Annotated in this window: 24 protein-coding genes; 17 read left to right on the top strand and 7 right to left on the bottom strand. The window is 71.1% G+C overall.

The window, feature by feature from the left end; translation table 11 throughout:
- Window positions 1-783 precede the first annotated feature (783 nt).
- From ACBJ32_RS19510 to ACBJ32_RS19495, 4 genes are all read left to right on the top strand, one after another.
- On the top strand, window positions 784-1,263 hold the full coding sequence (locus tag ACBJ32_RS19510; RefSeq protein WP_375127923.1) for a hypothetical protein: 480 nt from the start codon (window positions 784-786) through the stop codon (window positions 1,261-1,263).
- Window positions 1,264-1,387: 124 nt separating this feature from the next.
- Entirely contained in the window at window positions 1,388-3,139 is a 1,752-nt protein-coding gene (locus ACBJ32_RS19505) for a DEAD/DEAH box helicase (RefSeq protein WP_375127922.1), read from the top strand.
- A 203-nt stretch (window positions 3,140-3,342) separates the two neighbouring features.
- Window positions 3,343-3,567 (top strand): hypothetical protein, encoded by a 225-nt coding sequence (locus tag ACBJ32_RS19500; RefSeq protein ID WP_375127921.1) that lies wholly within the window; start codon window positions 3,343-3,345, stop codon window positions 3,565-3,567.
- Between the two features lie 183 nt (window positions 3,568-3,750).
- A complete protein-coding gene (locus ACBJ32_RS19495; protein WP_375127920.1) occupies window positions 3,751-4,128 on the top strand; it encodes an STAS domain-containing protein in 378 nt (125 codons plus the stop codon).
- A 17-nt stretch (window positions 4,129-4,145) separates the two neighbouring features.
- Here ACBJ32_RS19495 and ACBJ32_RS19490 read toward each other — a convergent pair whose 3' ends face one another.
- The 3 genes from ACBJ32_RS19490 to ACBJ32_RS19480 form a co-directional block, all read right to left on the bottom strand.
- Window positions 4,146-4,694 (bottom strand): hypothetical protein, encoded by a 549-nt coding sequence (locus ACBJ32_RS19490; protein ID WP_375127919.1) that lies wholly within the window; start codon window positions 4,692-4,694, stop codon window positions 4,146-4,148.
- A 127-nt stretch (window positions 4,695-4,821) separates the two neighbouring features.
- Window positions 4,822-5,391: a nicotinamidase gene (locus ACBJ32_RS19485; protein ID WP_375127918.1), complete on the bottom strand. Its 570-nt coding sequence runs from the start codon at window positions 5,389-5,391 to the stop codon at window positions 4,822-4,824.
- A gap of 15 nt (window positions 5,392-5,406) precedes the next feature.
- On the bottom strand, window positions 5,407-6,690 hold the full coding sequence (locus ACBJ32_RS19480) for a nicotinate phosphoribosyltransferase (RefSeq protein ID WP_375127917.1): 1,284 nt from the start codon (window positions 6,688-6,690) through the stop codon (window positions 5,407-5,409).
- A 46-nt stretch (window positions 6,691-6,736) separates the two neighbouring features.
- Here ACBJ32_RS19480 and clpS point away from each other — a divergent pair, with 46 nt between their 5' ends.
- The 5 genes from clpS (at window position 6,737) to ACBJ32_RS19455 (ending at window position 9,357) form a co-directional block, all read left to right on the top strand.
- The gene (gene clpS / locus ACBJ32_RS19475; protein ID WP_225272180.1) at window positions 6,737-7,030 is read left to right on the top strand and encodes an ATP-dependent Clp protease adapter ClpS; all 294 of its coding nucleotides are present in this window, start codon (window positions 6,737-6,739) and stop codon (window positions 7,028-7,030) included.
- Between the two features lie 28 nt (window positions 7,031-7,058).
- Window positions 7,059-7,583: a DUF2017 domain-containing protein gene (locus tag ACBJ32_RS19470; protein WP_357875661.1), complete on the top strand. Its 525-nt coding sequence runs from the start codon at window positions 7,059-7,061 to the stop codon at window positions 7,581-7,583.
- A 9-nt stretch (window positions 7,584-7,592) separates the two neighbouring features.
- Entirely contained in the window at window positions 7,593-7,994 is a 402-nt protein-coding gene (locus ACBJ32_RS19465; RefSeq protein ID WP_357875659.1) for a M67 family metallopeptidase, read from the top strand.
- A 141-nt stretch (window positions 7,995-8,135) separates the two neighbouring features.
- Window positions 8,136-8,408, top strand: a complete 273-nt coding sequence (locus tag ACBJ32_RS19460) for a MoaD/ThiS family protein (RefSeq protein WP_253750202.1) — start codon at window positions 8,136-8,138, stop codon at window positions 8,406-8,408.
- A gap of 1 nt (window position 8,409) precedes the next feature.
- Window positions 8,410-9,357: a cysteine synthase gene (locus tag ACBJ32_RS19455; protein ID WP_357875657.1), complete on the top strand. Its 948-nt coding sequence runs from the start codon at window positions 8,410-8,412 to the stop codon at window positions 9,355-9,357.
- A gap of 73 nt (window positions 9,358-9,430) precedes the next feature.
- On the opposite strand, the gene ACBJ32_RS19450 is transcribed toward ACBJ32_RS19455, so the two are convergent.
- The gene (locus tag ACBJ32_RS19450; RefSeq protein ID WP_375127916.1) at window positions 9,431-11,338 is read right to left on the bottom strand and encodes a DUF3352 domain-containing protein; all 1,908 of its coding nucleotides are present in this window, start codon (window positions 11,336-11,338) and stop codon (window positions 9,431-9,433) included.
- Window positions 11,339-11,423: 85 nt separating this feature from the next.
- On the bottom strand, window positions 11,424-11,750 hold the full coding sequence (locus ACBJ32_RS19445; RefSeq protein ID WP_375127915.1) for a hypothetical protein: 327 nt from the start codon (window positions 11,748-11,750) through the stop codon (window positions 11,424-11,426).
- 102 nt (window positions 11,751-11,852) lie between these two features.
- Between ACBJ32_RS19445 and ACBJ32_RS19440 the strand changes: the two genes are divergently transcribed.
- The 3 genes from ACBJ32_RS19440 to ACBJ32_RS19430 all read left to right on the top strand — a co-directional run bounded on the left by ACBJ32_RS19440 (window position 11,853) and on the right by ACBJ32_RS19430 (window position 14,336).
- Window positions 11,853-12,644: a thioesterase family protein gene (locus tag ACBJ32_RS19440; RefSeq protein WP_375127914.1), complete on the top strand. Its 792-nt coding sequence runs from the start codon at window positions 11,853-11,855 to the stop codon at window positions 12,642-12,644.
- 118 nt (window positions 12,645-12,762) lie between these two features.
- On the top strand, window positions 12,763-13,587 hold the full coding sequence (murI, locus tag ACBJ32_RS19435) for a glutamate racemase (protein ID WP_357875649.1): 825 nt from the start codon (window positions 12,763-12,765) through the stop codon (window positions 13,585-13,587).
- On the top strand, window positions 13,584-14,336 hold the full coding sequence (locus ACBJ32_RS19430; RefSeq protein WP_357875647.1) for an MBL fold metallo-hydrolase: 753 nt from the start codon (window positions 13,584-13,586) through the stop codon (window positions 14,334-14,336). Before murI ends, ACBJ32_RS19430 begins: the two co-directional genes overlap by 4 nt.
- Before the next feature lie 7 nt (window positions 14,337-14,343).
- Here ACBJ32_RS19430 and ACBJ32_RS19425 read toward each other — a convergent pair whose 3' ends face one another.
- On the bottom strand, window positions 14,344-15,582 hold the full coding sequence (locus ACBJ32_RS19425) for an MFS transporter (protein ID WP_375127913.1): 1,239 nt from the start codon (window positions 15,580-15,582) through the stop codon (window positions 14,344-14,346).
- 68 nt (window positions 15,583-15,650) lie between these two features.
- Here ACBJ32_RS19425 and rph point away from each other — a divergent pair, with 68 nt between their 5' ends.
- From rph to ACBJ32_RS19400, 5 genes are all read left to right on the top strand, one after another.
- On the top strand, window positions 15,651-16,370 hold the full coding sequence (gene rph, locus ACBJ32_RS19420) for a ribonuclease PH (protein ID WP_357875973.1): 720 nt from the start codon (window positions 15,651-15,653) through the stop codon (window positions 16,368-16,370).
- Complete coding sequence (gene rdgB / locus ACBJ32_RS19415; RefSeq protein WP_375127912.1) at window positions 16,367-16,957, top strand: RdgB/HAM1 family non-canonical purine NTP pyrophosphatase; 591 nt, start codon at window positions 16,367-16,369, stop codon at window positions 16,955-16,957. The genes rph and rdgB overlap by 4 nt, the downstream gene beginning before the upstream one ends.
- A 47-nt stretch (window positions 16,958-17,004) precedes the next feature.
- Window positions 17,005-18,699, top strand: coding sequence for a molybdopterin-dependent oxidoreductase (locus tag ACBJ32_RS19410; protein WP_375127911.1), 1,695 nt, complete (start codon window positions 17,005-17,007; stop codon window positions 18,697-18,699).
- Window positions 18,700-18,823: 124 nt separating this feature from the next.
- Complete coding sequence (locus ACBJ32_RS19405; RefSeq protein WP_375127910.1) at window positions 18,824-19,630, top strand: toxin glutamine deamidase domain-containing protein; 807 nt, start codon at window positions 18,824-18,826, stop codon at window positions 19,628-19,630.
- The gene (locus ACBJ32_RS19400) at window positions 19,627-19,896 is read left to right on the top strand and encodes a hypothetical protein (RefSeq protein ID WP_357875637.1); all 270 of its coding nucleotides are present in this window, start codon (window positions 19,627-19,629) and stop codon (window positions 19,894-19,896) included. Before ACBJ32_RS19405 ends, ACBJ32_RS19400 begins: the two co-directional genes overlap by 4 nt.
- Window positions 19,897-20,074: 178 nt before the next feature.
- On the opposite strand, the gene ACBJ32_RS19395 is transcribed toward ACBJ32_RS19400, so the two are convergent.
- Window positions 20,075-22,555: an ABC transporter permease gene (locus ACBJ32_RS19395; protein ID WP_375127909.1), complete on the bottom strand. Its 2,481-nt coding sequence runs from the start codon at window positions 22,553-22,555 to the stop codon at window positions 20,075-20,077.
- Window position 22,556: the final 1 nt, after the last annotated feature.

Genomic DNA, 22,556 nt, shown 5'->3' with positions numbered 1-22,556 from the left:
CGTCCCTCCCGTCACAGCGATCACGGTTCTCCTGATCGTCGTGGCGAGGAGTGATAGGACAGCGGGCAAGGAGGTGCCATGGAGGATGATCACCGGGTCTGGCCCCCTCAGCCGGGGCCCAGGCATCGCCGTACTCCTCCAGAGGACACGGAGCCCGCGTGGGGCGCGCGCCGTGACGAGGAGCCGCGACGGGAGGGCGCGAGCACCCCGGACGCGGAGCAGGACCCGACGCGGGGTCCGGCACGTTCCCCGGCACCGGACCCGACGCGAGGTCCTGCACGTTCCCCCGCGCCGGACCCGGCGTGGGATCCGGCACGTTCCCCCGCGCCGGACCCGGCGTGGGATCCGGCACGTTCCCCCGCGCCCGGCCCGCCTGGGAATCCGGCGCCGGATGCTGCGGAGCCCGGCTGGGGCCGACCTCCCGAGCCGCCACCGGCGTGGGGGCGGCGCGGCCGGCCGTATGCGCAGGAGCCCGGTTGGGGACCACCTGCACCATCTGGCCGGATCCCGCGGGGGCGGCGGCCGCATCCGCTGGACCTGGGGCTGGAACCGGGGCCGGAGCCCGACGAGCCCGAGTGGAATCCCCGGATCCGCAGGGCCGCTCCTCGCGACCTCGGGCCCGCCGGAGGGCAGGAAGATCCGTGGGACGACGCGCTCCCCCCGTCCGCCCGCCTCCACGGCACTCCACGCGACCCCGGAGCGGGCGGGGGACAGCCCGGCGGGGGACGGCTGTGGCGGCGCGCGGGACTCGCGCTGGCGGCGCTGGCGGCGGGCGCGGGGCTGGTGGCCGGGGCGGCGGCGGTGGCGCTGCGGCTCACCGCGCCGGCGGGGGACACGGGGAGGCTGAGCGACGCGCTGGCCGGGGTGGCGGCGCCGCTGCCGCAGGGCTGGAGCGCTGGCGCGGTGCCGCCCGTCACGGGGTTCACCTCGGTCGTACGCGACGGCCACGGGGGGCTCGTGATGGCCAGGCCGGTGCCGGGGCCGGTGAAGGACGCCGAGCAGGCCACCGAGGAGGCGGCGGAGCTGTACTCCAGGCTCCTGCTCAGGGGCGACCGCGTGACGGTCGTCGAGGACCGGCGGCTGCCCGACGGGCACACCCGTGCGCTACGAGCGGAATACCAGGACGTGGTGAACCGCCCGGCGTACCTCAGAGTGATGCTGCTCACCCGGCAGGCCCGCCCCGTCCTGCTGGTCGGGCTGCTCCAACCCGAGGAAACCAGCCGCAGACAGGCGCTCGACGCGGTGATGACGAGCCTCCGATAAGCCGCATAGCACGTGAGGAAGACCTTGGCCAGAATCCTCGGCTCACGGCACGTCTTGTCGGTGGGCCCGATTACTCTTGGGTCACTGTGAGAGAGCGAAGCACACGAACCCCAGAGGTGATGCGGTGAGCACCTTCGCCGCGTCCCACCTTTCGCCTTCCTTTCCCGACCGGGCCGCGTGGGGCACCGCGCCCAAGTTGCGCGCCTGGCAGCAGGAGGCGTTCGACCTCTACTTCAGGCGCGAGCCGCGTGACTTCCTCACCGTGGCGACGCCGGGCGCGGGCAAGACGACCTACGCCCTGCGCATCGCCAGCGAGCTGCTCGCCAACGGGGTGATCAGGGCCGTCACGATCGTGACGCCCACCGAGCATCTCAAGCGCCAGTGGGCCGACGCGGCCGGGCGCGTGGGCATCGCCATCGACCCCGAGTTCAAGAACAGCCAGGGCGCCACCTCACGCGACTACACCGGGGTGGCGGTGACGTACGCGCAGGTCGCCATGCACCCCGCGCTGCACAGGGCCCGCACGGAGAACCGCAAGACCCTGGTCATCTTCGACGAGATCCACCACGCGGGCGACGCCAAGTCGTGGGGCGACGGCGTGCGCGAGGCGTTCGAGCCCGCCACGCGCCGCCTCCAGCTCACCGGCACGCCGTTCAGGTCCGACGACAACCCGATCCCGTTCGTGGCCTACGAGGAGGACGCGGAGGGCTTCAAGCGCAGCGTCGCCGACTACTCCTACGGCTACGGCCCGGCGCTCGACGACAACGTCGTGCGGCCGGTCATCTTCCTGGCCTACTCCGGCGAGATGAAGTGGCGCACGCGGGCCGGCGACGAGATCGCCGCCACGCTCGGCACCCCGCTCACCAAGGACCAGCTCTCCCAGGCGTGGCGGGCCGCGCTCGACCCGAAGGGCGACTGGATCCGCCAGGTCATGCAGGCCGCCGACCGCCGGCTCACCGAGGTGCGCAGGGGCGTGCCCGACGCGGGCGGCCTGGTCATCGCCACCGACCACGAGACCGCCCGCGCCTACGCCCGCCACCTGCGCAACATCACCGGCGAGGGCGCCACGGTGGTGCTGTCCGACGATCCCGGCGCGTCCAAGAAGATCAAGCAGTTCGCGGCGTCCGAGGACCGCTGGCTGGTGGCCGTGCGCATGGTGTCGGAAGGCGTCGACATCCCCCGCCTGTGCGTCGGGGTCTACGCCACCTCCACCTCGACCCCGCTCTTCTTCGCCCAGGCCGTGGGCCGCTTCGTGCGCGCCCGCAAGCGCGGCGAGACCGCCTCGGTCTTCCTCCCCTCGGTGCCCACGCTCATGGGCCTGGCCAACGAGATGGAGGTCGAGCGCGACCACGTGCTCAACAAGCGGCCTCCGGAGGACGGCCTCGACGACTCGCTGCTGGAGCAGGCCAACCGCAAGCAGGACAATCCGGACGTCCTGGGTGACGAGCTCCCGTTCGAGACGATGGAGACCTCGGCCACGTTCGACCGGGTGCTGTTCGACGGGGGCGAGTTCGGCACCGGCGCGGAGATCGGCTCCGCCGAGGAGGAGGACTTCATCGGCCTGCCCGGCCTGCTGGAGCCCGACCAGGTGGCCCAGCTGCTGCGCAAGCGGCAGTCCGACCAGCAGGCGGCCAAGCGCAAGCAGCAGGTGGAGGCGCCCCAGCAGGAGCTGGCGCCGCACGAGCAGATCGCGGAGCTGCGGCGCGAGCTCAACGGCCTGGTCGGTGCGTGGAACCACCGCACCGGCCAGCCGCACGGGGTGATCCACTCGGAGCTGCGGCGCGCGTGCGGTGGCCCGCCGATCGCCCAGGCGACGGCGGAGCAGATCCAGGAGCGCATCGCCACGATCCGCCGCTGGGCCACGCAGCGCCGCTGAGCGAGAACGCGAGCACGCCCCCGGGCCGGCGCGGCCGGCCCAGGGGCGTAATTCCGTGCGCTGAACTTCGCCTGGATTCGGTGAATGAGGGTAGAGAGGGGCCCATTCAGCTTCATTTCCCGGAAAAAAGGTACGCGCTTGCTCGCTCGATCCATTGATACGCACGGAATCGGGCCATGGGCGCGGCCGGCAGGAGGAAGAAAATGCAGGCGCTGTCCCTCGCATTCGCGGCGGGGATCTTCACGGCCATCGACTCCAGACAGGTGTCCCTCGTCATCCTGACCGTCCTGATCGGACTGACGGTGGCCGCGATGCGCAAGATGTTCCGCCATACGCATGTTGTGATGGTGGTCGGCGGCACGAGCGTCCTGCTCGGCGTCCTCGCCGTCCTTACCCTCGCGTACTTGGTCACCTATCGGGCGGTATGACGGCGCAGGCCCGGTGGCGTGCGTTTTCGCAGGTCAAAGCGTATGAAAAGGTCGCCGGGCCGGTGATTACGATGCGTGACTCTGCGCATTTGGACACAGAGCAGTGGCCTTCTGTTAGAAGCTCGACGGGAGTGGCAACAACCACTCTTGGCTGTCTTGCGGATATGCAGAAGGACTTTGCCCATGTCGTCTGAGGCCACCGGAAAGTCGACGCTCGCCGTCACTTCCGGCCTCTCTCGAAACGCCATCATCATCAGGCTCGAGGGCGAGCTCGACGTCGACGCGCTGCCGATCCTGCGGGAGCACCTGCAGCGCATCTGGGAGCTGCCGCCCAAACCCTTCCTGATCCTGGATCTCGGCGAGGTCTCGTTCTGCGACTCCATGGGGATGAACGAACTCGTCGACATCATGCAGCGGTGCGAGCTCAGGGGTACGAGGCTGCTGCTCGGCGGGGTCCAGGGGGTGATGGCCCGGGTCTTGTCGATCACCGGCTTGCGGCACGCGTTCGAGGTGTTCGCCCTGTTCGACGACGCGCTGCGGATGGCCATCGCCCACCCCTGAACTCCTCTCGTCCCCTCTTACGCGGCCGATCCCGGGATGGGCCGGCCGCTGCGCCCGTCCGCCGGGACGTAGCGGGCCTTGCCGTGCAACGGGACCTTCAGCGACGCCGTGCCGTCCTTGACGCGGACGGGCAGCGTGAGCACGCCCCCGCGGGCCTCGTGCTCCCCGGTGCGCCGAACCGTGCGCAGCCAGATGAGCAGCTTTCCGTCCCGGGCGAGGAGCGTGACCTCGGCGCGGTCGCACTCGCGCGATGCCGCCGGCCAGCTCAGCAGCAACTCCCCGCCGGCCTTCGCCTCGGCGGTGCGGGGCACCTGGGCCCGCTCGTCACAGGAGGCGGGCATCGGGACGCCGCCGGTGCGGGCGGGCGGGGCCGGCAGGATGTGGGCGGCGGCGGGCTGGACGGGGACGGCGGGGTGGAGGAGGGCGTTCATCGCGATCGTCCCGGCCTCCAGCAGGGCTAACGTCACGATCGCGCCCGCGCGCTCGGTGTTGCTGCCCCTGATCAGCAGCCACAGGCAGAGGGGGGCGAGAAGGAGCCAGGCCATGCCGAGGGAGAGGGGCAGCATGAGGAACCTCCACTGATGGGAAGAGTTGTCACTCTCCGTGTTACTCCGCCTTCGGAGTGGGTTCGCCCTCTTCGATATCACATGACCTGAGCGTTGCCCAGTGTGCACACTTCGTGATCGGCGGCCCTCAGCCCAGGGCAGGCGCTCCCCGAAGGACGGCGCCTGCCTCGCGCAGCTCCGCCAGCGCCGCCTCCGTGGTCGCCGGGGCGACGCCGGCCGTCAGGTCCAGCAGCACCCGCACCGCCAGCCCGTGCTTGACCGCGTCGAGGGCCGTGGCGCGCACGCAGTGGTCGGTGGCGATGCCCACCACGTCGACCTCGCGCACCCCGCGCTCCCGCAGCCAGTCGGCCAGCGGCACCCCGTCGCCGGACGTGCCCTCGAAGCCGCTGTACGCCGCCTCGTACGCCCCCTTGCTGAAGACCTCCTCCACCGCCGACACGTCGAACGACGGGTGGAAGTCGGCTCCGGGCGTGCCGGCGACGCAGTGGGCGGGCCAGGTGGAGACGTAGTCGGGGGCATCGGCGAAGTGGGTGCCGGGGGAGATGTGGTAGTCGCGGGTCGCCACGACGTGGTCGTAGCCGTGGTCGGCCACGTGGCGGGTGATCCCCGCGGCCACCTCCGAGCCCCCGGCCACGGCCAGGCTGCCGCCCTCGCAGAAGTCGTTCTGCACATCGACGATGATCAACGCGGTGCCCATAGGTAGCACGATACGTCAGGAGAATTCTGTGGGGATCGCCGCGTACCCGCGGCCGAGGTGGAGGGCCTCCTGGGGAAGGGTGGCGACGGCGGCGGCGTGCCGGTCGCGGGCGGCGGCCAGGGGTTCGCGGCCGACGACCTCGCCGTCGCGCACCAGCTCGTGCAGCAGGGGGATGCCGCCCTCGGGGACGAGGCCGCCGGTGGTGATCAGCTCGGTCTCGGCGTGGCCCTGGTCGTCGAGCAGCCGGTACGCCTCCTTGCGGCCCCCGCGCGACGGCTTGCCCACCGAGCGCTTGGCCACGGCCTCCAGCTTGCCGGTGGCCGTCTCCCGCGCCACCAGCTTGTACACCAGGGCCGCCGTCGGCACGCCCGAGCCGGTCACCAGGGAGGTGCCGACGCCGTAGCCGTCCACGGGGGCGGCGGCGAGCGCGGCGATGGCGTACTCGTCGAGGTCGGAGGTGACCAGGATGCGGGTGTCGAAGGCGCCGAGCGAGTCGAGCTGCTCGCGCACCTCCTGCGCCGCGGCGGCCAGGTCGCCGGAGTCGATGCGGACCGCGCCCAGCTTGGTGCCGGCCAGCTCCACGGCCGTCCGTACGGCCGCGGGCACGTCGTAGGTGTCCACCAGAAGCGTGGTCTCCGGCCCCAGCGAGGCGATCTGGGCCTCGAACGCCGCCCGCTCGGAGTCGTGCAGCAGCGTGAACGCGTGCGCCGCCGTGCCGGCCGTGGGAACCCCGTACAGGCGCCCGGCCATCAGGTTGGAGGTCGAGGCGAACCCGGCGATGTACGCGGCCCTGGCGGCGGCCACCGCGGCGGCCTCGTGCGTGCGGCGCGAACCCATCTCGATGAGCGGCCGCTTGCCGGCGGCGTTCGTCATGCGGGAGGCGGCGGAGGCGATCGCGCAGTCGTGGTTCAGTATGGACAGCGCGACGGTCTCCAGCAGCACGGCCTCGGCGAACGTGCCCTCCACCACCATGATCGGGGAGGCGGGGAAGTAGAGGTCGCCCTCGCGGTAGCCGTAGATGTTCCCGGAGAAGCGGTAATCGGCCAGAAACGCCAGAGTGGTCTCGTCCACGACTCCGCGCTCGCGCAGATAGGTGAGTTCATCGTCACCGAAACGGAAGCGTTCAAGCTCGTCCAGGACACGTCCGGTACCGGCGACAACCCCGTAGCGGCGGCCACCTGGCAGGTGGCGGGCGAACACCTCGAAAACCGCGCGCCGGTGGGCCGCGCCGCTCCGCAGAGCGGCCTGCAGCATCGTCAGCTCATAGTGATCTGTGAGCAACGCAGTGCTCATGGTCATTGTCACGACTCGAAGACTACGGCCCAGATAGGGCAGACTCGGGGATGTGGGTAGCACCGCTCCAATCACCGTCGAGCGTCCGTCATCGGACGTCCGGCCCGATCTGCCATGGGTGACCATCGTCTGGAATGACCCGGTCAACCTCATGTCCTACGTGACCTATGTCTTCCAAACGGTCTTCGGCTACACCCGGGAGAAGGCCGAGAAGCTGATGATGGACGTGCACCACAAGGGCAAGGCTGTCGTGTCCAGTGGCACGCGCGAGGAGATGGAAAGGGATGTGCAGATTCTCCACTCCTACGGCCTGTGGGCGACGCTCCAGCCGGACTCGGTCAAGTGAATCGCATGAGGTCAGTGAGGCGGCACCGGTGAGCTCGGGGTTCTCGCGGGGCAGGAACGGCGGCGTCGTGGCGGTGTTCGAGGCCGCCGAGGTCTCGCTGCTGCGCTCGCTCGTCTCCATGATGCTGGGCATCGTCTCGCCGGGGCAGACCAGCGACGACCCGCTGGAGCGGGCGCTGGGCATCGGTGACGGGGCGGCGCCGTCGGATCCGGTGCTGGCCAGGCTGTTCCCCTCGGCGTACGAGGACGAGAAGGAGTCGGTGGAGTTCCGCCGCTACACCGAGGCCACGCTGCGCGACGGCAAGCGGGCCGACGCCCAGACCGTGCACGAGACCGCGCGGTCGGGGCGGTTCGAGCTGTCGCCCGAGGAGGCCCAGGCGTGGCTGCGCTCGCTCAACGACCTGCGCCTGACGCTCGGCACCAAGCTCGACGTGACCGAAGAGGTGCACGACGAGATCGCGATGATGTCCGAGGACGACCCCCGTTACCCGGCCTACGTGACCTACGACTGGTTGACCTACCTCCAGGACAGCCTGGTCCGGGCGCTCTGGTAATTTCCGGGCATGCTGTCGATCTCGCAGGAACTGGTGGACAAGATCGTCGCCCATGCCCGGGCTGATCACCCGGACGAGGCGTGCGGCGTCATCGCGGGGAAGAACGGCGTGCCCGAGCGGTTCATCCCCATGGAGAACGCCGAGCGTTCCCCGACCTTCTACCGCTTCGACTCGATGGAGCAGTTCCGGGTGTGGCGGGAGATGGACGACCTGGACGAGGAGCCGGTCGTGATCTACCACTCCCACACCGCCACCGAGGCGTACCCGTCGCGCACCGACATCTCCTACGCCTCCGAGCCCGGCGCCCACTACGTCCTGGTCTCCACCAGGGACGAGAACGAGGTGGAGTTCCGCTCCTACCGCATCCTCGACGGTGTGGTCACGGAGGAAGAGGTAAGGTTTCTCCCATGATGGTCAGGCCGGTGCAGAGCTTCCTCTTCGCCCACACTCCTGCTGTCGTCGTCTACGACTGTCGCTGACTCGGAATCCGCATCCAGCCATCGGCGTTGCATGCCGATGGGACGACGACCTGACCTGAGGAGACTGACCGCGATGGCCATCGAGGTTCGCATTCCGACCATCCTGCGCAACTACACCGACGGCGCCAAGGCCGTGAGCGCCGAGGGCGCCACGCTCGAAGAGCTGATCAGCAATCTCGAGGCCGCTCACCCCGGCATCAAGGAGCGCCTGGTCGACGACGGCAGCCTGCGCCGCTTCGTCAACGTCTACCTGAACGACGAGGACGTGCGCTTCCTCGGCGGTCTGGGCACGCCGGTGTCCGACGGCGACACGGTGACCGTGCTCCCCGCAGTCGCCGGCGGGTGACATGCGCTTCGATTCACTGATCGACTCGGTCGGCCGCACCCCCCTGGTGGGGTTGCCGAGGTTGTCGCCCTCTGCCGACGTGCGGATCTGGGCCAAGCTGGAGGACCGCAACCCCACCGGCTCGATCAAGGACCGGCCGGCCCTCTGGATGATCCAGGAGGCCGAGAAGGACGGGCTGCTCACGCCGGGTTGCACGATCCTCGAGCCGACCAGCGGCAACACCGGCATCTCGCTGGCCATGTCGGCCAAGCTCAAGGGCTACCGGCTGATCTGCGTGATGCCGGAGAACACCTCCGAGGAGCGCCGCCAGCTCCTGCGCATGTGGGGCGCCGAGATCATCTCCTCGCCCGCCGCCGGCGGCTCCAACGAGGCCGTGCGGGTGGCCAAGGGGCTGGCCGCCGAGCACCCCGACTGGGTGATGCTCTACCAGTACGGCAACCCGGCCAACTGGCGCTCCCACTACGAGACCACGGGCCCCGAGATCCTTGAGGACCTGCCCACGGTCACCCACTTCGTGGCCGGGCTCGGCACGACCGGCACGCTGATGGGCGTCGGGCGGTTCCTGCGCGAGCGGGTGCCGGGCGTGCAGATCGTCGCCGCCGAGCCGCGCTACGGCGAGCTGGTGTACGGGCTGCGCAACGTGGACGAGGGGTTCATCCCCGAGCTCTACGACGAGTCGGTGCTGACCACCCGCTTCTCGGTGGGCTCGGCCGACGCGCTGCGCCGCACCCGCGAGCTGCTGGCCTCCGAGGGCATCTTCGCCGGCGTCTCGACCGGGGCCGCGCTGCACGCCGCGCTGGGCGTGGCCAGGAAGGCGGCCAAGGCGGGCGAGCGTGCCGACGTCGTGTTCGTGGTGGCCGACGGCGGCTGGAAGTACCTGTCCACGGGCGCCTACGAGGGCACCCTGGAAGAGGCCGAAGAGCGCCTGGAAGGCCAGCTCTGGGCCTAGCGGGCATGAGGGCGGAACATGAAGGAAGGGCGGCCGGTCCTCGTCGACCGGCCGCCCTTTCGTTCTACCGCCCTCAGTTGAACAGCAGCCGCAGCGAGAACGTCGCCTCGGTGTCGGTCTGCGTGCCGCTCAGCCCGACGGCGCGCAGCACCTGGGCGTTGGCCTTGTCGTCGCCCTCCATGGAGGCCAGGTAGAGCTTCTCGACCTTGTCGAGGTCCACGAAGAGCGCGTAGTTCACGTCGGCCGCGTTGGGGATCGCGGTCTGGAACGTCTCGGAATCGCCGAGCGTGCCCTCCTCGGCCAGCTTCTTGGCGTACTCGTCGGTCGTCGCCACCGTGAAGACGCCGTCACCGGAGACCTTGGCGATCTGCGGGGCGGTCCCGCCGTTCTGCGTGAGCGCCGCCTGGACCTTGTCGAGGACCGCCTGCGCCTTGGCCGGGTCGGTCATCACGCGCACGCCGCCCTTGACCTGGTCGCTGTCCAGGCCCTCGCTGTCGAGGGCGACCGTGAAGTTCTTGCCGAAGACCGTGGCCAGGTCGCCGGGCAGCTCCAGGCCGAACTGGGTCTTGGCCTGCTGGAGCATCTGGCTGATCTCGGTGCCGCCGGTCGCCGTGGCCTGCTTCTCGATCTCGGCCCACTGCTTGGTGACCACCTGGTCGAGGCCGGAGATCGACAGCGCGCCGGCCGTGGAGGCGGGCAGGGTGCCGAGGTCGGCCTTGGGCAGGTCGCCCTGCGGGGCCATGCCCTTGGCGCCGCGCACGATGCCGGCGAGCTCGACGTAGGCGCTGTCGAAGCGCAGCGCGCCGGCGAACCTGGCGTCCTTGACCTGCTCGACGGCCGCCTGCTGGTCGGCCGGGATCTGCTTCTTGGCCAGCTCCATCAGGCCGCCCATGTCGGCCCAGAACGACAGCACGCCCTGCTCGCCGACCGCGCCCATGTCCTCGCTGAACTCGGCGTTGTCGGACAGGCTGCCCTCGCCCTGGGCGTACTTGTCGGCCAGGGCCTGGGTGGAGCTCAGCAGCGCGTAGTCCTCGCGGAAGGCCAGGCCGTACTTGTCGCCCTCCATGAGCTTGGCGATGCCGGCCTTGGCCAGCTCCTGGTCCTTGACCTGCACCGCCACCGCGAAGTCGGGCTCCTCCTTGCCGGAGGGGACGGCGGCGAAGCCGACCCGGCTGCCCAGCCACGGGTCGACGTCCTTGGCGAAGTCCAGCTTGCTGTCGGAGTCCTGCTCGTTGACCAGGTCGAACAGCGCCTTGCGCGGGTCCTCGCCGGAGAAGGAGTCCTTGGTGACCGTGAACTTCCTGGCGAGCTGGAACAGCGCCAGCTTCTGGTTCGCGGCCGGGTCCAGGTCGAGGCGGGCGTAGGCGATCGAGTCGGCGGGGAGCACGTCGTTCGGCTGCGTGCCGCCGCCGCCGAAGGCGCCCACGGCCCAGACCGCGCCGCCGCCGAGCAGGACCACGGCGAGTGCCGCCGCGACGGCGATCACCCAGCTCTTGCGGCCCTTCTTCGGCGGCTCCTGCTGGCCGAAGCCGTCGGGACCCTGGTGCTGCCAGCCGCCCTGGTTGTACTGGCCCTGCTGCTGTTGCCAGCCCTGGTCCTGCTGCCAGCCGGCCTGCTCCTGCTGCCAGCCCTGCTGGGGCTGCTGCTGTTGCTGCTGCCAGCCGCCTTGGTCCTGTTGCCAGCCCTGCTGGGCCTGCTGGCCGCCGTACTGGGGCGCGCCGCCGTAGGAGGGCTGCTGCTGCCCGTGCTGGGGGCCGTAGTCGGGCTGCTGGCCGTAGGACGCCTGCTGACCGTAGGCACCCTGACCTTGAGCGTCGTACTGCGGCTGGCCGTACTGCTGCTGCTGGTACGGCTGCTGCGGTGGGTAGGGCGGGCCCGGATACTGAGCCGTCGGCTGCTGCTCCGGCTGCTGCCCCTGGTTCCAGTTGTACGCCGTGGTCCGGTCAGGATCCTGGCCATAGGGGGGATTGTTCGCAGACATCACTCAACTCACAATGTGGACTTTTGACCACAGAGAAAGTATCTGATGTTGCTAGACGGGCGCTTGCAATGTGCTGAAGTTGGAATTAGACGCGGTTCAGCTCTTTTCTCAGAACATCGATGTGGACCTCCCCGTCTCCGTAGTCCAGGACGTGCTCCCACGGCACGAACGTGCACCCGGCGTAGACCATCCGCGCCAGCGTCCGCGAGACCCAGGCCGATCGGCCCTGGCGATCACGGGTGAGGCCGAGCAGGAGAGGGGCACGGCGGCTGGAGACGACGAGGCCGTAGACCGTGTGGCTCTGCTGGAGCTCGCCCTTGTGCTTGACCACCCGGATGTCCACCACGAAACCGACCCACACCCCGTTGGAGTCCCAAACGGACTGACCGATGAGTTCGGTGACACTTGCCATGATCAAACGTTGTCAGCCGAATCACGTTTTCGCAGGTAGGCGCGCTGAGGGAAGAATGCTCTAGAGTGTCTAGAACATAGTTCCAGATGTGAGGCAGGGCGGATGACCAAGTTCGACGAGGCCACGCAGGCGATCAGGGTGGACGAGAACACCTATGACGTGTGTCTCGACCCTGGATACGCGATCGGCGGCCCGCTCAACGGCGGCTACCTGATGGCCGTGATCCTGCGCGCGGCGGTGGACGCCTCGCCGTTCGAGCATCCCGTGAGCCAGACTGCGCAGTTCCTGAAGGCGCCGGTCGCCGGGCCCGCGCAGGTCAGGATCGAGCCGCTGAAGGCGGGCAGGACGGCCGCGTTCGCCAGGGCGACGCTGGTGCAGGACGGCGTGGCGCAGATCGAGGGCCTGATCACCACGGCCACGCTGCAGGACGTCGAGCCGGTCTACACCGATGAAGCAGCGCACGGCATGCCGCCGATCGAGGACTGCGCCAAGCTCCCCGACCCCAAGCCGGAGTCGGGCATGACCCTGAACGCCCAGATGGACCTGCTCTTCGACCCGCCCACGATCGGCTGGCTGAAGGGCGAGCCCACCGGCAGGCCGGAGTCGCGGGCGTACTTCAGGATGGCCGAGCCCCAGGACCCCGACCCGTACGTGCTGGCGCTGGCCGTGGACGCGCTGCCGCCCGTGGTGTTCTCCGCCGGGGGGCGCGGCTGGGCGCCGACTGTGGACCTCACCTGGCACCTGCGCGCCCTGCCCGCGCCCGGCTGGCTCACGCTGCTCGGCAGCGGCCGGCTGGTCTCCGACGGATGGTTCGACGAGGAGGTCGAGGTGCGCGACTCCACCGGCCGCCTCGTCGCCCAGTCACGCCAGCTCGCGCGCGTCGGACGAGGCTGAAATATCGCGCTGAATGCGCGCCTTCTGTGAGCAAGGCAACATCGTTTCCCGCTCCACGTGTCGCAGTGTGAGCATTCTTACGCAGTGTTGATCGTGCAGGTCGCCTACCCTCTAGAGCGTGCCGGACGCGAGTATTGGGATCTTCGACAGCGGGGTCGGCGGCCTGACGGTCGCACGCGCGATCATCGATCAGCTGCCCCAGGAATCCATCACCTACGTGGCCGACACGGCCCATCAGCCGTACGGGCCCAAGCGCCTCGCGGAGCTGCGCGCCTACGCCCTGGAGGTCATGGACCACCTGGTCGAGCAGGACGTCAAGATGCTCGTGATCGCGTGCAACAGCGCCAGCTCCGCCGTGCTGCGCGACGCCCGCGAGCGCTACGACGTGCCGGTCGTCGAGGTGATCATGCCGGCCACCAGGCGCGCGGTGCGCGCCACCCGCAACGGCAGGGTCGGGGTGATCGCCACCAGGGCCACCATCGACTCCATGGCCTATCACGACGCCTTCACCGCGGCGCCCGACGTGCAGCTCACCGGCGTGGCCGCCCCACGCCTGGTGGAGTACGTCGAGCGTGGAGAGACGATGAGCGACGAGCTCATCGAGGTCGTGCGCGAGTACCTGGAGCCCATCAGGGCCGCCGGGTGCGACACGCTCATCCTGGGCTGCACGCACTACCCGCTGCTCACCGGCGCGATCTCCTACGTCGCCGGTGAAGGGGTCACGCTCATCTCCAGCGCCGACGAGACGGCCAAGGACGTCTACCGGATCCTGCACGACCGCGATCTGGCGGCGGGAAGCGAGGCCACCCCCCGGCACCGCTTCCGCGCCACCGGCGACTCCCTGCTCTTCGCCCGGCTCGGGCGACGGTTCCTGGGCCCGGAGATCGATGTGGTCGAAGTCGCACCAGCGGGGGGTACTACCTATAACGGGAGGCCCACATGAAGGTGACCATCGTCGGCTGTTCCGGGAGCTACCCCGGGCCCGACAGCCCCGCATCCTGCTACCTTCTCGAAGCCGACGGGTTCAGGCTGCTGCTCGACCTCGGCAGCGGGTCGCTGGGTGCGCTGCAACGCCACATCGGCCTGTACGACGTGGACGCCATCTGCCTATCGCACCTGCACGCCGATCATTGTCTCGACATCTGCGGCTACCACGTGGCGCGCACGTACGGGCCCGCGGCGCCGTACCCCGTCGTGCCGGTCTACGCGCCCGCCGACGCGCCCGCCCGGCTGGCGGCCGCGTACGGCATGCCGGAGGAGCCGGGGCTGGAGACCGCCTTCGAGTTCGTGGCGCTGACGCCGGGCTCGTACGAGATCGGGCCGTTCACGCTCACCGCCGGCCTGGTCAACCACCCGGTCGAGGCGTACGGGTTCCGGGTCGCCAACGGCGGCAGGAGCATCGCCTACTCAGGTGACACCGGGGAGTCGAACGAGCTGGTCAAGCTGGCCGCGGGCACCGACCTGCTGCTGTGCGAGGCGTCGTTCGTCGAGGGCCCCGACCTGCCTCCCGACCTGCACCTCACCGGCCGCCAGGCGGCCGAGCACGCGGCCAAGGCCGACGTGGGCAGGCTCGTGCTGACCCACCTCGTCCCGTGGAACGACCAGGCCACCGTGCTGGAGGAGGCCTCGGGCGGCGGTTACGCGGGGCCGGTGGAGCTGGCCCGCAGCGGCGCCGTGTACGACCTGGCCTGACGCGGTGTCAGGCGTTGGCCTGGAGCTCGGTGTAGTCGCGTACGCGCGGCAGCGGCGAGAACAGCAGCGGCACGAACGCCCCCATCCGGCCGATCATCAGCAGCCACAGCGCCTCCCGCACCCCGATCTGCTGCGCGACGAGCCCGCCGACCAGCGCGCCGACCGGCATCACGCCCCACGTCACGAAGCGCACCGACGCGTTGACCCGGCCGAGCAGGTGGTCGGGCGTGACGGTCTGCCGGTAGGTGGTCTGGCCGACGTTCGACATGGTGGCGGCCCAGGAGATCATGATCGAGGTGATGACGAAGCACACCACCCGCCAGTCGGCCTGCGTCAAGGGCAGGAGCAGGCCGGACGGGGCGCCGACGATGATGGCCAGCAGGGTCGCCCTGGCGCTGCCGAGCCGCCTGGACAGCCAGCCGCCGGTCAGCCCGCCCAGGATCCCCCCGATCCCGCCGGACATGAGCAGCGCGCCGACCGCGCCCGGCGACAGCTTGACGGTCTCGGCCAGGAACAGCACCGACAGGCCCAGCACGCCGCTCACACACAGGTTGTTGATGCCCGACGAGGCCACGAACGCCCGTAACAGCCGGTCGCGCCACACGTACGCCAGGCCCTCGCGGATCTCCCGCAGCAGCGGGCCGCGCCGGACGTCGGCGGGCGGCTTGTCGGGCACCCTGATGGACAGCAGCAGGAACACCGAGGCCAGCGCGCCGAGCGCGGTGGCGACGACCGTGCGCGGCGCGCCGAACAGCTGCACCAGCGCGCCCCCCACCCCCGGCCCCGCCAGGAACGCTCCCGACCGCACCACCTCCAGCTTGGCGTTGCCGTCGCTGAGCAGCGGCGTGCTGATCAGTTGGGGCAGGTACGTCTGGTCGGCCACGTCGTTGAAGACCTGCGACATCCCGACCAGCAGCGCCACCGCGAACATCATCTCGATCGTCAGCACATCGAACGCGACCGCCACCGGGATGCTCCCCAGCATCACGAACTTGATCACATCGGACGCCATCATCACCCGGCGCTTGCGCATCCGGTCGACCCACACCCCCGTGGGCAGGCCGATCAGCAGGAACGCCGCCGTCTGCAACGACGACAGCACCCCCACTTCCGCGGGCCCAGCGTGCAGCACCAGCACGGCTACCAGCGGGAGGGCCACGCGTGAGATATTCGCCCCAAGTTCGTTCGCCACATGCGAACTGAGGAACCGGAGGAAGTCAGGGTTTCGCAACACCCCCGTTGTCATTGCGTAAGGATCCATGTGGCGGACACATTTGGTCAAGAGTGTCGCGGCTCGGAGATAGGGTGATCTGCATGTCCCGACAGGATGGCCGCAACCCTGACCAGCTACGTCCCATCACCATCACCCGGCGATGGCTGACGCATGCGGAAGGGTCCGTGCTGGTCGAGTTCGGCGGCACGCGCGTGTTGTGCGCCGCGTCGGTGCAGGACAGCGTGCCCCGCTGGCGCAGGGGCAGCGGCCAGGGCTGGGTTACGGCCGAATATGCCATGCTGCCGCGAGCGACCAATACACGTAACGATCGTGAATCGGTCCGCGGCAAAATCGGCGGCCGCACTCACGAGATTTCCCGGTTGATCGGGCGTTCGCTGCGCGCCTGCGTCGATTACAAGGCGTTGGGCGAAAACTCCATTCTGCTCGACTGCGACGTGCTGCAGGCCGACGGCGGTACCAGGACCGCCGCCATCACGGGCGCCTACGTCGCGCTGGCCGACGCGGTCGCCTGGATGCGCGAGCGCCGCATGTGCCCCGGCGACCCGCTCATCGGCTCGGTCTCGGCCGTCTCCGTCGGCGTGGTCGGCTCGGTGCCGATGCTCGACCTCTGCTACACCGAAGACGTCGCCGCCGAGACCGACATGAACGTCGTGATGACCGGCGAGGGCACGTTCGTCGAGGTCCAGGGCACGGCCGAGGGCGCGCCGTTCGACCGCGGGGCGCTCGACCAGCTCCTCGACCTGGCCGTGGCCGGCTGCGAGGAGCTGACGCTGATCCAGCAGGAGGCCCTGGAGTCATGAAGATCGTGCTGGCCACCCGCAACGCGGGCAAGATCGCGGAGCTGCGCCGCATCCTCGCCGGGTTCGACATCGTCGGGCTCGAGGAGTTCCCCTCGATCGGCGAGATCGCCGAGACCGGGGTCACGTTCGAGGAGAACGCCCTGCTCAAGGCGCACGCGGTCGCCCAGGGTTCGGGGCTGCCCGCCGTGGCCGACGACTCGGGGCTCTGCGTCGACGTGCTCAACGGCATGCCGGGCGTCTTCTCGGCCCGCTGGGCGGGCCGGCACGGCGACGACGGCGCCAACCTGGAGCTGCTGCTCGCCCAGGTCTCCGACGTGCCCGCCGAGAAGCTCACCGCGCACTTCGCCTGCGCCGCCGCGCTGGCGCTGCCGTCCGGGCAGTTCCGGGTGGTGGAGGGCACGCTGCCGGGCAGCCTCGTCCGTACGCCCCGGGGGTCCGGAGGGTTCGGGTACGACCCGATCTTCGTGCCCGAGGGGGAGTCTCGCACCACGGCCGAGCTGGCTCCCGAGGAGAAGGACGCCATCAGCCACCGCGGGCGGGCCTTCCGGGCGCTGGCGCCCGCCGTGCGCGAGCTGCTCGGGTCGTAACCCCCGCGTAAGAATTGCGCTGCTCGGGGGGACGTAGCGTCGTTCTTGTGCAGAGGAATACAACGGTCCCCGCGTGGGCGGGGGCTCTGGCGGGATTGACCTGCGGGGGCGTCGCCCTCGGGGTCGCGCAGCTTGTCGCCGGGGTCGTCGGGCCCACGACGTTTCCCGTGGTGGCCGTCGGCGACGCGACCGTCGATCTGACGCCCGCCCCGGTCAAGGACTTCGCCATCAGGGCGTTCGGCGAGAACGACAAGGCCGTCCTGCTGGGCGGCGTGCTCGTGGTGCTCGCCGCCGTGGCCGCGCTCATCGGGCTGCTGTCCCGCCGCCGGCTCCTGTTCGGTCATCTCGGGTTCGTGCTGTTCGGGGTGATCGGCGTGCTGGCGGTGGTCACGCGACCGGACGCCGGGGCCCTGGACGTGGTGCCGACCGTGGTGGGAGTGGCCGCCGGGGCCTGGGCGCTGGGCTGGCTGCTACGGCGTGCGGCCGGCGGTACCGCGTCGCGCACGCCTGCCGCCGCGTCTGCCGAGCCCGCCCCCTCCGGCTCGCCGCGACAGGACGGCGCTGGAGAGCCGGAGGGCGCTGGGAAGCCGGAGGGCGAGGCTGGCGCTGGGATGACGCAAGGCCGGGGCGCGGTGCAGCGGCCCGCGGTGATGCGGGCCGGCGGCGAGGCGCCGGCGTTCGACCGGAGGCGCCTGCTGACCGGCGTCGCCGGAGGCGTGGCCGTGGCCGGGGCGGGAGCGGTGCTGGGGCAGCAGCTCGGCGGGCGGCGGGCCGTGGACGCGGCGCGGGGCGGGGTGACGCTGCCCAGAGCGGCGACCCCCGCCGGGCCCGTCCCGGCCGGCGCGGATCTGCGGATCGGCGGCCTGTCGCCGTTCGTCACCCCGAACAGGGACTTCTACCGCGTGGACACCGCCCTCGTCGTCCCCCAGGTGGACCCGGCCGAGTGGACGCTGCGCATCCACGGCATGGTCGACCGCCCCGTCGAGCTCACCTTCGCCGACCTGCTGAAGCTGCCGCTCACCGAGGCGGACGTCACGCTGGCCTGCGTCTCCAACGAGGTCGGCGGCCCCTACGTGGGCAACGCCCGCTGGCTGGGCGCGCGGATGGCCGACGTGCTGCGCCGGGCCGGGCTGCGGGCCGACGCCGACATGCTGCTGTCCACCTCGGCCGACGGCTTCACCTGCGGCACCCCGGTGGACGTGGTGATGGACGGCCGCGACGCGCTGTTCGCGGTGGCGATGAACGGCGAGGTGCTCCCGGTCGATCACGGCTTCCCCGTGCGGCAGGTGGTGCCCGGCCTGTACGGATACGTCTCGGCCACCAAGTGGGTGGTGGACATCAAGGTGACCAGGTTCGACCGTGACCAGGCGTACTGGACCCCGCGCGGCTGGTCCGCCATGGGCCCGATCAAGACGCAGTCGCGCATCGACGTGCCGAAGCAGGGCGGCTCGCTGAAGGCGGGCCCCGCCACGATCGCCGGGGTGGCCTGGGCGCAGCACACCGGCGTGGACGCGGTGGAGGTGCGGGTGGACCGCGGGCAGTGGCGGGAGGCGAGGCTGGCCGAGGTGCCCGGGCCCGACACGTGGCGGCAGTGGGCGATCGACTGGACGGCGGCCCCCGGCGAGCACACGATCGAGGTGCGGGCGACCGACGCCTCCGGGCGTACCCAGACCGAGCAGTCCGCCCCGCCCGCGCCCGACGGCGCGAGCGGCTGGCACACCGTCACCGTGCAGGTGGCCTGAGCCCTGGTTTGCGGCGTTTTCGCAGGTAAAGGCCCTGGCGAGCGCGGAGAATCTCCGCCGAGTTCGCCCCTTTGACACGGCGTCGCCTCTACGATCGTTCGTCGAGCATGACAGGAGGCAGGCCGTGTTCCGCGAGCGCAAGCCGAGTGTCCGATGGGCCCTTCAGAATGGGCACTACAACCCCGTGGTGGCCGACGGCGTGCGGTGGCTCGATTACGAGCTGGCCGCCGATCCGGCGTCGGCCGGTGACGTGCCCGACGCCGGCCGGGCGCGGGACGGCGGCCCGGAGCTCGGCGTGCCTGCTGCCGAGGAGGACTGGTTCGACGGGCCGCGGCGGCCGCCCAGGCTCGCCGACAGCCGCCCGTACGGGGTGCCCGGCGGGCTCGCCCAGCCGGACCCGCAGGTGGAGCGGGACCTCGCCGAGGCGTTGCGGCCCGGCGCCCGCTTCCCCGACCCGCGTGGCACCTGGGTGCGCCTGGTCAACGGCGGCGGCCCGGCCGACGACCCGTTCCGGTCGTCCAACGCCGCCGACTGCGCGCTGGCCGTGCTGTCCACCTGGCACGGCGAGCCCGCGACGGCCGCGCCGAGACTCCCCGAGTACGACCGGATCGGCCGGCCGGTGCTGACCGGCGAGGAGGGGAGCGTGGCCAGGATCGAGCGGTGGGCAGGGCATCGCCTGCAGTACGCCGGTCAGGGCCGGCACGCCTACCCGCTGATCGCGCGGCGGCTGCTCGACGCCGGGCACGGCGCCGCGGCCGTCATCGTGGTGCGCTGGCCCGGCGGCGGCTCCCACGCCTGGAACGCGGTCAACTTCGACGGCGAGGTCATCTGGATCGACGCCCAGCGGGGGCACATGTCGGTCGAGCCGCCGTACCGGACCGTGACCGGGGTGTTCTGCGTGATACTCGATCGCCGGGGGCGGCCGCGATGAACCTGGAGGAGGCCAGGGCGCTGGCCGAGGAGTACTACAACGGGGTGCGGGCGCCGGAGGAGGCGCTGCCGGTGGGGGTGTTCGGGTTCGACGGCGGGTACGTGGCGTGGATCCGCGACCTGGAGCCCGACGATCCGGCCAGGTTGCCGGAGACGGCCGGGGGCGGATGCGTGGTGATCGACCGGGCGACGGGCGAGGTGGTGGCCCGGCCGCTGCTCGACCCGGAGACCGTGGCCGAGCTGTGGCCCGGCCGCACGCCCCGGTGACCGTCGGAGCGAGGGCCGGGCCGTGTGCTCTGCCGGCAGCCGGAGCGGAGTCTGGCCGAACGCCCCGCTGGCGCGCGGCAGAGCAAGGCCGGGCGCCGCCCCCATAAGACGCCCGACCCGCAGATACCCTCTATCCGGGTTTTCCGGATTTATTCGACTTCGGGGCGTCTGTCCGGAGTCACCCCGTGGCCAGGGAACCGACGATCGAGGCCCGCGCGGCCCGCCGGGCAGGCAGCACCGCCGCCAGCACCCCAGCCAGCCCCGACAGCACCACGTACAGCGCGATCTGTGCCACCGGCGCCGCGAACAGGGCCCCGCTCAGCATCGCCCGCATCGCTGCCCAGCCGAAGACGACACCCAGCACCACCCCGACCAGCGCCCCGATCAGCCCGAGGACCAGCGCCTCGACCGACAGCATGCGCCGGAGCTGCGGCCGGGTGAGGCCGAGCGCCCGCAGCAGCGCGGACTCCCTGGTCCGTTCGTGGACGGAGAGCGAGAGCGTGTTCGCGATGCCCAGCAGCGAGATCAGGATCGCCAGCCCGAGCAGCCCGGTGATGATCATGAGCAACATGTCGAGGGTCTCGTCGAACTGCCCGCGTACCTCTGTCGAGCTGGTCACCTGCACGTTCGGGTAGGGCGCCGCGGCGGCGTCCACGACCGCGCGGGCCTTGTCCGGGGGCACGCCGTCCGCGATGGTCACCATCACGCGCGAGTCGGGCACGGCGCCGAAGTACGACTCGAACGGCTGCTCCGCGACCGTGACCGGCGGCAGCGTCGACTCCGTGCTGTCGAGCACCGCGACCACCTTCAGCGACACGGTGCCCGCGTGCTCCGTCCGCATCGAGACCGTGTCGCCGACCCGGGCGCCGAGCCGCTCGGCCGTGACGTCGTCCAGCGCCACCTGCCCCGCGCCGAACCCCCGCATGGAGCCGGCGGCGACCTGCGGCTCCATGCCGCCGCTGAACGTCCCCGCGTCCACGCGCCTGCCGTCGACCGTGGTCTTGACCTCGCGGATCTGCGCCACCGACGCCAGCTCAGGCCGGCCGCGCAGTTCCCCGGCCACGGACCTGGGGATGACGGAGTCGCGCTCCTGGCTGGCCAGCAGGTAGTCGACGGGGAACTGCTCGTCCAGCTTGACCGTCATCGTCAGCCTGGTGGACGCGGTGACCACCGTGATCAGCGTCATCAGCGTCACCCCGATCGTCAGCGCGACCGTGGTGGTGGCGGCCCGCTTGGGGTTGCGTCCCGAGTTGTCCACCGCCAGGCGGCCGGGCACCCCGAACAGCCGCCGCGGGACCCAGCCCACCAGCGCGCTCAGCGGCCTGACCAGCACCGGGCCCAGGATGAGCACCGCCAGGAAGGTCAGCGCGCCCCCGGCCATGACGACGAAGAGCGAGGTTTCACCGGGTTCGAGCGCGAACGCGCCGGCGCCCGTCGTGCCCAGGCCCGCCACCAGGAACAACGCCGCGAAGCCGGCGCGCACCAGTCCCGCGCGGAAGGTCTGCTCCTCCGCCTGGCTGCGCAGTGCCGCGATCGGCGGCACGCGGGTGGCGGAGCGGGCGGGCAGCAGGGCCGCGCACACCGTGACGACCAGCCCCACGGCCAGCCCGATGGCGATCGTGGGCGGGGTGAGCGAGACCGCCGCGTCCGTGGGCAGCGGGGCGTCGAGCGCGCCGAGCACGGTCAGCGTGAGCGCCGCCAGGCCGTACCCGATGAGCAGGCCCAGCGCGGAGGCCAGCAGGCCCACGACGGCCGACTCCAGCACGATCGAGCCGAACACCTGCCCGCGCGTGGCCCCGATGCAGCGCAGCAGCGCCATCTCGCGCGTGCGCTGGGCGACGAGGATGTTGAAGGTGTTGTAGATGACCAGCGCGGCCACCATCATCGCCACGACGCCGAACAGCAGCAGGCCCAGCGTGAACATCTGGGTCTCGACGCCGGCCGCGGCGGCCAGGTCGTCGGCCAGCTCGGCGCCGGTCTTGACGGTGTACGCGCCGCCGGCGGCCGCCGCGACGGCCTGCTTCGACACCGTGCCCGCCACGTCGATCTCGGCGTACCCCTTCGCGCCCGTCATGCGCTGGGCGACGGCGGGGGTGAAGCCGACCGCGCCGGTGTAGGCGAGCATCTGGTCCACGCCGGTGTCGATCAGGCCGACCAGCCTGAACTGGTGCCGCCGCTGGTCGCGGTCGAGCACGGTGATCGTGTCGCCGAGCCGGAAGCCCTGGGCCCTGGCGGTGTTCTCGTCCAGGACGGCGGCGCCGTCGTCGGTGCCGGGGCCGGTGCCGGAGACGACGGCGGTGCGGTCGAGCGGGCCTCGGATGACCGACAGGGCGGTGGTGGGGAAGTTGCCGACGACCTTGCCCTGCTTGCCGAGGACGGGCGCGCTCGCCCTGATCAGGCCCTGGGCCTCGGTCACGCCGGGCAGCGCGCGCACGCGCTCCAGCACCTCCTCGGGCACCGTCCCGTCGGGCTCGGCCGGCAGCACGGCCACGTCCACCTTGCCCGCGTCGGCCGTGACCCGCTGGGCGAAGCCGGCCTGGACGGTGTCGTTGAGCACGAACGTGCCCGCGATGAACCCCACCCCGAGCATGATCGCCAGCGAGGTGAGCAGCAGCCTGAGCCGGTGCGCGCGCAGCCCGGCCAGCGCGGTCCTGAGCACC

It is taken from the genome of Nonomuraea sp. GTA35, from assembly GCF_041950525.1.
Lineage (GTDB): Bacteria > Actinomycetota > Actinomycetes > Streptosporangiales > Streptosporangiaceae > Nonomuraea.
This window is presented reverse-complemented; position numbering and strand designations above follow the sequence as displayed.

Excerpts from the sequence above, each read along its gene's own strand:
- ACBJ32_RS19500 (WP_375127921.1), top strand. The coding sequence starts at position 3,343 with ATGCAGGCGCTGTCCCTCGCATTCGCGGCGGGGATCTTCACGGCCATC.
- ACBJ32_RS19495 (WP_375127920.1), top strand. The coding sequence starts at position 3,751 with ATGTCGTCTGAGGCCACCGGAAAGTCGACGCTCGCCGTCACTTCCGGC.
- ACBJ32_RS19490 (WP_375127919.1), bottom strand. The coding sequence starts at position 4,694 with ATGCTGCCCCTCTCCCTCGGCATGGCCTGGCTCCTTCTCGCCCCCCTC.
- ACBJ32_RS19485 (WP_375127918.1), bottom strand. The coding sequence starts at position 5,391 with ATGGGCACCGCGTTGATCATCGTCGATGTGCAGAACGACTTCTGCGAG.
- ACBJ32_RS19480 (WP_375127917.1), bottom strand. The coding sequence starts at position 6,690 with ATGACCATGAGCACTGCGTTGCTCACAGATCACTATGAGCTGACGATG.
- ACBJ32_RS19465 (WP_357875659.1), top strand. The coding sequence starts at position 7,593 with ATGCTGTCGATCTCGCAGGAACTGGTGGACAAGATCGTCGCCCATGCC.
- ACBJ32_RS19460 (WP_253750202.1), top strand. The coding sequence starts at position 8,136 with ATGGCCATCGAGGTTCGCATTCCGACCATCCTGCGCAACTACACCGAC.
- ACBJ32_RS19455 (WP_357875657.1), top strand. The coding sequence starts at position 8,410 with ATGCGCTTCGATTCACTGATCGACTCGGTCGGCCGCACCCCCCTGGTG.
- ACBJ32_RS19450 (WP_375127916.1), bottom strand. The coding sequence starts at position 11,338 with ATGTCTGCGAACAATCCCCCCTATGGCCAGGATCCTGACCGGACCACG.
- ACBJ32_RS19445 (WP_375127915.1), bottom strand. The coding sequence starts at position 11,750 with ATGGCAAGTGTCACCGAACTCATCGGTCAGTCCGTTTGGGACTCCAAC.
- ACBJ32_RS19440 (WP_375127914.1), top strand. The coding sequence starts at position 11,853 with ATGACCAAGTTCGACGAGGCCACGCAGGCGATCAGGGTGGACGAGAAC.
- ACBJ32_RS19430 (WP_357875647.1), top strand. The coding sequence starts at position 13,584 with ATGAAGGTGACCATCGTCGGCTGTTCCGGGAGCTACCCCGGGCCCGAC.
- ACBJ32_RS19425 (WP_375127913.1), bottom strand. The coding sequence starts at position 15,582 with ATGACAACGGGGGTGTTGCGAAACCCTGACTTCCTCCGGTTCCTCAGT.
- rph (WP_357875973.1), top strand. The coding sequence starts at position 15,651 with ATGTCCCGACAGGATGGCCGCAACCCTGACCAGCTACGTCCCATCACC.
- rdgB (WP_375127912.1), top strand. The coding sequence starts at position 16,367 with ATGAAGATCGTGCTGGCCACCCGCAACGCGGGCAAGATCGCGGAGCTG.
- ACBJ32_RS19400 (WP_357875637.1), top strand. The coding sequence starts at position 19,627 with ATGAACCTGGAGGAGGCCAGGGCGCTGGCCGAGGAGTACTACAACGGG.